The 8,211-nt window shown below is 45.1% G+C and carries 3 protein-coding genes; all 3 read right to left on the reverse strand.

The annotated features are described in order from the left end of the window. Window positions 1-1,865 (reverse strand): right-handed parallel beta-helix repeat-containing protein (locus tag HXY43_RS16570; protein ID WP_290884830.1); only part of this gene is annotated, 1,865 nt, incomplete at its 3' end. Window positions 1,866-1,949: 84 nt separating this feature from the next. After that, window positions 1,950-5,441 (reverse strand): hypothetical protein, encoded by a 3,492-nt coding sequence (locus HXY43_RS16575; RefSeq protein WP_290884834.1) that lies wholly within the window; start codon window positions 5,439-5,441, stop codon window positions 1,950-1,952. A 323-nt stretch (window positions 5,442-5,764) separates the two neighbouring features. Continuing rightward, window positions 5,765-6,703: a hypothetical protein gene (locus HXY43_RS16580; protein ID WP_290884833.1), complete on the reverse strand. Its 939-nt coding sequence runs from the start codon at window positions 6,701-6,703 to the stop codon at window positions 5,765-5,767. Window positions 6,704-8,211: the final 1,508 nt, after the last annotated feature.

Raw genomic sequence — 8,211 nt, forward strand, 5'->3', positions numbered from 1 at the left:
GGCGGTGGTGCTGGTGGTGTCGGTGGTGGTGGCGGTACAGGTCGCGAAGTACACTGAAAAGGTTGAGTAGGAATTGGTTGACTATTGGGAGTGAGCTTGGGTGCTGTGCCAGCAGGGCCAATGATTGCCGCCACGGCGGGTTCAGATGTACCGTACTGTGGATCGGTGGCGATCGCACTCACTGCATCTCCTATTTGTAAATTCTCCACTGTGGCGCTAAAGTTACCTTCTTCGTCCACAGATACGGTTGTCAAGGGTTCACTCAATGCCCCATAACCTGGTTGATAAAGCGCTTGTTTGCCTCTTTGATAATCACCTAAGCGATAAATTGTCACCTGCGAACCGCGATCGGCTTTACCCTGCAAGGTGACATTATTACCTGTAGGCGGAAACGCCCTTTGGGTAAATTCCGGTGCATTAATGGCAGCATTCCCCGTTTCTAGGCGACGATTGCCAGAATCTCGCTGGGGATTGGGCCCATCACCCACTTGAAAGTCGCTCACATCCAGATTTTGCTGGCTATTGAGGTCAATACTCAAACCCTCTAACGCCACAAATTTATTGTTTTGGATGACATTGCGTATGCCTGGGCTGTTCTGGCCAATATCATTCTGGGAGAAAGCCGAAACTACCACTCCAGGCCCGGTTTGATGGTCAATTTCGTTATCAACTACCTGATGATTACTACCCATCAAGTAAACCGCTGAACGCCGCAAACGCCTGCCATTATGGGTGATTTTGTTATTTTGAATTTTTACGTTACCTTGCGGTTTGAATAAATACACACCAGCCCCATCGTTAGCACAAATCAAATTGCCCAAAACTTGGGACTGGTTCACCAAACCTTCAAACCGTAAAGCGTCAGGCATTCCGGCAATCCCATTGCCAACGATAATGTTTTCTCGCACCACCGTATTTTCACCACGTACTGTAGTAATAACAGCACTGCCATCGTGGTAATAAATACGGTTGCGGCGAATTGTTGCGCCTTGGGAATTAAAAACGTAAACCCCGAATGCTGATGTTGTCTGGGGCATTTTTTCATCAGCAGTTAATCCCAACCAGTTGTTTTCAATCACAACATTTTTTGGGGCTACATCTGACTCGCGGAAGGGAAAATCATCGTTAGGCGGTTGCTGGCGGCTGGTATCGGGAGGCGGAAAGCGGTGAGCAATGACAATATCTCCCGGTGGTGTAGTGAGAGTCACTGGCTTGGGATTAGTATCAAAAGCTATATTTCCGAGAATCTGTTTGATGGGACTAGCCGTGAAACCGTAAATGCTCAAACCACGAATAGTCACGCCATCAGCGACAACAGTTAACCCGCGAAATACTTCTTTGCCTGGTGCGGGAGTTATTGTTACCACAGGTACGGGAATCGCTATTTCCGCAGTCGCCGAACTTTTCGGATCGTATCCTGGCTGAGTGCTGCCATCTATAACTAATCCGGGAGTTGCTAAATCTGGCAGTTGTGATTGTAACTGGATATTAGTTGCACTCTTCTGTAGATTAAACTCGATGCGAGAACCATCAGTTGTTGGTGTAATCTGTGCTTTTTCCGCATCACTAAGTTTATCAACACTGAGCGTACCATTGACTACCTCAATCGCTTCCCGCAAAGTCAAGGCGCTGTCAGGCGTGGGACTACCATCTTGATTGCTATTTACCACCACCCGCAATGAAGAAGAGGCGGAGAGAGGGGGAGGGGGAGAAGGGGAAGGTGTTTGAGCAACTGCAATATCTGAATATAAAAAGTAACAGGTAAAGGGTAAAAGGGAAACTATTCGTTTTGCCTTCTGCCTTTTGCCTCCTGCCTTCTTTGTTCTTCCTTCTTTCTTCTTACTTTTAAGTTTCAACCTGGACATTACTCACTCCTATCACACCACATATGAAAAGGATGAAGTATGAACTAAAACTCTTTTAACTTTCATCCTTCTGACTTTTGCCTATCAACGAATAAGACGTTGCGCGTTGACTGATTTCTGGCTTTGTGTTTGCATCTGTCTGAGACTGTTCACTAGTTTGGGCTTAGCGTTCTGAGAAACAGGAGTATGGGAAACTGCTAGCGCCTGCATCTGTTTCAAACGCTTAATCAAATCATTTTCAGGTGTCCGTGTGGCAGGCTGATTTTGCGCTGTCGGTATTTCAGACTCTTGTTGTTGCTTGGGTACTGGTTCCTGCAAGCCAAAGCCGCCCAAAAGTTCATTCAGTTTCAGGCTAATATTCACATACAAACCACCTTCAGAACGGTAGCCAGTAAAGTCTCGGTCATCCACGCTACCGAAGCTGTAGCCAAGACCTAAACGCAAATCGGGAGTGACGTAATATCCAGTTTCTAGGGCAAAACCGAGTTCGTCGTAGTCAGTACCACTGTTGGAGTTTTGACCTATCCACCTTCCCTCAACGGCTAAATCGGTGCGATAACCGAGTCTGTAAGTTGCCCGCAGTTGTGCTAAATTAGCGCTTCCGTCGTATCTGTCGTCATCGTAGTAGGTGACGCCGTTACGGAAAGCGTATTTGCCATAAAACTCCCATCGCCAGTTGGGGGCATAAATACCTTCTGCGGAGAAAATATGACCTGTTGCTGTACTACCTGTGAGCTGAGTTTCTGGAATTGAGTCAAAGTTTTGCCGCCACTCGTATTTCAGCAAGCCGTTGAATTTATCGTTGGTGGGGTCGCGGTATGCCAGACCGAGTTTGAGGCTGGCTGTGTCTCCCAGTTCTTGAAATCTGACTCCATCGGTAATCAAACTGGAGGAAGGAAGATAAATGTTTGCTTCGCCAGCTTGTTGGTAGCGGACTAGTGCTGTTAAAGCGGGAGAAAGTTTGCCTGCTGCTGCTGCTGAAATGACTAGATTATTGCCTTCATCACCATCACGATATTCAAACTGAGCCTTGGCTTTGAGATTGGGATTATCAGTGTATTCAAATCCGAGACTGTAGACGGAACCAGCAAATAATCCCAAGGTAGAAGCGGTTTGCCCAACTGCATAGTATTGCGGGTAGCGATCGCCAGCGGCTGTGGCATTAAAGATGTTCTTGAATACGTATTGATAACCCAGGTTAACTTTTAACCCCGGTGCTACTTTCCAACCCTGACCGATACCAACAGCGCCCTGTCCTTGCATGCCGTTGAAGCCGGAAAGCACGGAATAACGACCTGTAAGGGTAGTATCATCCCACAATTTTTGATCCAGAATCGTATCCAAGGTAGTAAGGGAGTTCCCTGGCAATAATTCGCTGTCATCGTAAAATTGGTGTGCCAGTCGGAATGTCACCCCTTGGGCTGCTTTCCAGTCCAGCCCTAAAGTAGTGCGGTTGGGATACAAGGGGTCAGAGTCACCCAAATTCAGTTCGTTTTGCGCCTGGAAGGTCAAAGATTCAGCTAGTGGTAGCTTCAAACGAGATACCAGCTGATCGGCATCGCCATCAAGGTCATCGCCGATACGGTCATCACGAGAACGATTGACGTACTCCAAGCTGGCATCGGCATTACCCAGCTTTTGCAGAATCCCTGCCCGCAAGGTTCGCAGTTCGTTATTGACTCTTTCACCCGGACGTGCTTGCGGCTGCGGGTCGAATAAATCAAAGAAGTTGGTGATGGAACCGGGAGTAGTGCCGTAGTTTTCTTCTACGTCGTAGGCGACTCTAAAGCTGGTCAGCTGACTCAACCTAGCTAATAAAGATGCCCCGTAGCGTGTCTGTCCGGGTGTAAAGCTAAAGGTGGCGTTATTGGAGAAATTCGGCTCGACTGCCCGATAATAGGCCTGACCGAAAAGATTTTCAGTGATGTTGCCAAAAGCCTCCAAGCGGTAAGCATTACCACTCACCTCATCACCAGTGAGTAAGTTGTTGTTGGAGTGGGCAAATTCCCCGACAATCTTACCTGCATTTCCCAAAGAGACTAAGAAATCTGTGCCGAATAGTTCAAAATCTTGGTCGCCTTGGTCTTCCCGCAGGTAACTGAGTGCGCCGAAGGTTTTGTTTTCAAGATCGTGGGAAAGGTTATATTGCAGTCGTCCACCAACAAGATTGGAATCTTCACCGCCTTCATTTTGGTAGGTGACGACAACTCGCCTGACCAAAGTCGAACCAAAGGGGTTGAGTTCGGTTGCAAAAACCGGACGGCGAAACAACAGTGTACCGCGATCGTAATCAATTTCGTAATCTGAGCCGCGCAGCATTTGTTTGCGCTCAATCACCGTGCCGGGACGGTTGATTTCTTCTGCTTCTATGTAGACGATTTCACTACCAGGAACTAAAAGGCGTTTGGAAAGGAAGTAGTAGCCGCTAGTGCCGTCGGGAACGATAGTATCTCGCTGGAAGCCCTCAATATTGTTGGCATACATCCCTGTGATTTGGAGGTTGCCAAAGTTGTAGTTCGCCTTGAAGCCATGTAACTGGCGGGAGGTAGCGGTATACAGTTGGGAGGTTCTGGTAAATTCATTCGTGCTGTAGTCCCCCCACATGAAGTAATCTGGTTCTGCTCCCGATATCGAGGGAGTACGTTCCAAGCGAGCATAGAAACTATCGATAGAGGGGGTAGTGGGGGTAGAGGTGGAACTATCACCGTAGACAGGATAGGGTTGTTCGCAGAACTGAACACCACCAAACAGGCGATTTCTACCTTCGCAGTCTTGGTTGATAGCGCGATCGCTATTAAATGCGCCAGTAAATAACCAATCTCCTACTTTACCTGTGGCAAAAACAGCAGCATACAAATCTGCCGTTGTGCCTTCGTCAATCTCGTCGGGATTGAGAAACTCCCCAAAACTTCCCCAGTAATTAGTTCCTCCCTGGCCAATCCGCAAATTAATTACCCCTGTTACTAGTGAAGGGCGGAGATAGGTAGTGAATTCAATTTGGGTGTAGGCTTCTATCGGCGCTTCTCCAAATTCCTCCACCAGGGAATTATCTGTTTGTTGCGGAAATGTCGGATTTCTCAGGTCGCCTAATTCTCTGGGGGCAATGAGTGGAGATTTCTGCACCCGATCTATGGCTGCCCGAATCCGGACTTGTTGGGGTTTGATATCCGATTGCAAAGTGGCAGTGAATTCACCATCAATGGCACGTACCTGAAATCCGCCTTGGTCTTTGTTTTGGTCTGTACCGACAAATTTACCAGCGCTACTAGTTAAAGTGACGATCGCATCTTTGCGAATGACTTCACCTTTGGCATCGACAATTTGTCCTTGCAGTTTAATCGTTGAACGTCCATCTGCTTGAACCCGCGGATCGCCTACAGGTGCGATTTCCAGTTTGACTTTTGGCTGTCCAGATGTCGGGGGGGTAATTCTAGGTGTGCTATCTGTTGGAGATGTTGGTTGTTGCAGTGGAGAGTTTGAGTTTTGTTGAAATTCAGTAGCAGGATCTTGTTGAAATACCGAGTTGGGATCGCCTGAAAATGGGGAAGTTTGGGAGATAAATACAGGCGGTGACATGGCTTCGAAAACATGGAGAACCTCAGACGCGGTGAGCAGCGCGTTGCGGAGGTTCCCTCCGTTGTAGCGACTGCGAACCCGAAGGGTGACGCGGGGAGACTGGGTTGAGAAGTTCTCCGTGTCAGGGTGTGTTTGTGTCCCCGTATCCTCTGCGACGCTACCAAAAGCGGTTGTTGGGAAAATTGTCTCTGCACCAAAAAACAAAGGAGAAGCGATCGCCAAACATAAAGGCAACATTCCAGCGCAACCCTTACTCGCTAAGGCCAAGCGCAGAATACTCATCTCAAAATCTCGGCTCAAACGTACATAAAACTTGTTTGTTTTCATCGCTTACCCTCTGAAAAAGCAGGCGTGACAGCAAAATTTACCCGTGCCATACCACTAGGTTCTAAGCGCACCAAGCGAGACTGGCTATTACCTTCGATAAAGTATTTGTTTGGGGCCAGTGCGTAGCCTGGTAAGCTACTCAAATCCAAGGCTGCTGTTCGATGGCCAGCAATGACATTTGCCAAGGAGAATAGCCCATTCGCATCGGTGACAATGCGATTGCCATCATCCAGATAAATCACCGCATTCGGTACTCCCGGTTCGTTAGGTTGTTGTTCGCCGTCAAAGTTTTTATCGACAAACACCCGCCCAATCAAGGTGCCGCAATCAGACAAAATGCCTGGCCGAATTCGCAAAACATAGCTAGCTTGGTTGCTTGTGAGATTGCCTGCCCTGGCTTGTGCTAAGTTTCTGCCATCTCCCCTAATCGCATCTGGCGTAACTTCAGCAGCATAGGTGACTGTCAAAGCTTGGTTGGGTTGCAATTGCTGGCTAGAAGTAATCGTTACCGTTCGATTTGAATTGGTGTTTGCACTCAGGGGGATAGATCTATCTGCTAGGGAACCTTTCAACGACTTAGTAACAAGTCGCACTCCTAAAGGCAGTCTGTCTGTAATTGCTACCTGGTTGGTTGGTACGCTACCAGTATTCCTGATGGTAAGACGATAAATGACTGTATCACCTGGTTCAGCTGCTGCTCTGTCTGCTGTTTTAATGATCTCTAGTTCCGCTTGACCAGCGCTCAAAGTCACTTCATTGGAGGTAGTAATTCTTCCGGAAGGGCTGTTGGGAAGATTGTCTGCTCCACCACGAGCCGTATTATTAATAACGGTAGTTTGAGGATAAGCTGGTAAGATTCCGTAAGTAAAAACACTTAAAAGGTAAAAAGGACAAAGGAGGCTCAAATGCCTCGGCCATGAAATTTTAAAAATCATTGGAAGGCATCAATATAATAACAGAACATTTTCAAAATCCGAGGCTTTTACTCGAAAACCTCATTTTTACTTTGATTTTCAAGTAATCTAAATCTGTGCCAGTTGAGTAACGCAGGTATTACAGCACTGTAGGATAAATACAGTGAAAACCACACAGCCAACCAGACTTATTAGATTTGCTTCTCATCAAAACCCATATCATTAGGCAACAGAAGCTTGCTATTTACAGAGAAAAGCTTCTCCCTTTGTTTACGAAACATTTCTTTCGAGTAGGAAGGAAACACAATAGACTGATTGTTTATCTGCTCTTGATGCAATGGCAATTTCACGACTCCTGACAGGATGATTATTTTTTAGTGATGGGGGTATATTATCCCGCTTTTGTGACTGTACATAATGCAGATTTTGAATTACATGACAACAACAGTCTGCAAACTGGTGTTGTCAGGAGATGAACATCACTGAATAAACCTACTTGGTTTGGTTAACGCAGGTATCACAGCAACATCAATGTAGCAACTACATGCAAGCCACTAAAGAAAGTTGCACATGCAGCAACTGGGCACCCCATAATCCAATGATGAAGTACATAACAGTCTTGTATTCGTCTTTAGAACTTTTGCGAAGTCATTAGTTAAAGGATGACTAACTAGGTGATTGAAAAGTTTCACCATCAACCTAATTGAGGATTACACACCATAATAATTACTACATTTAGCGACCAGTAAATACGTCTCTGATGCAGAATCGAAGAAACGATGCGCTAACTCGTCTGTAATTTCAAAGGCGAAACTACGCTTCAGTAATATTACCCAGAAATCAAATAGAAGCAATCAGGGTTATAGAAATTTAGTCTGTATTTTTTCATATCTTTATATAAAGTATTGTTACGTAAACGAATATTTACTGTTAAATTTTAAAATAAAGTTAAATAAATTACTATCGTTGTTAAGTTTTTTGTCTTTCACCATCGACTGTGTTTATGGACTATAAGCTTTACCTAGTAAAGACTACAAACATTTTTATAATAGTTACTACTAATTTTAGATTATTAAGAAAATAAAAATATTAGTAATTTTATTTACTAATATACTGAGATAAGATGATGATGCAAGTTTCAAACATTTGCTTTTTATAAAGTAAAAAAAAGCTATAAATACTACAGTATAAAACTGAAATTGGCAAATTTAATTACCACAGACAATCATAAAACTGTCCACCAAGATATACATAGTTTTTTATGTATTCTCCTTAGATAAAAATTTGACAAGAGATATTTTAATAAAAATATTAATAATAAATTATTAACAATCTGCTTAAGCGCAATCACTTATACCAATTTGAAACAAGAATGCAACACATGGATTTACATAACCCATACTCATCCCCTGTCAAGGTGTGAGTCTTGGAAATGGATTTTTCTTGGTGTCTTTGTGTCTTGGTGAGTCCAGCCCCCGTCTTGGCTTCTGCCGAGATGGGGGACTGGCGAACCCGGAGGGTGGTGAAAA

The sequence above is a fragment of the Fischerella sp. genome, from assembly GCF_013388695.1.
Lineage (GTDB): Bacteria > Cyanobacteriota > Cyanobacteriia > Cyanobacteriales > Nostocaceae > PCC9605.

What these genes read in the sequence shown, in the direction of transcription:
- HXY43_RS16575 (WP_290884834.1), bottom strand. Translation starts at nt 5,441, where the DNA reads ATGTCACCGCCTGTATTTATCTCCCAAACTTCCCCATTTTCAGGCGAT.
- HXY43_RS16580 (WP_290884833.1), bottom strand. Translation starts at nt 6,703, where the DNA reads ATGATTTTTAAAATTTCATGGCCGAGGCATTTGAGCCTCCTTTGTCCT.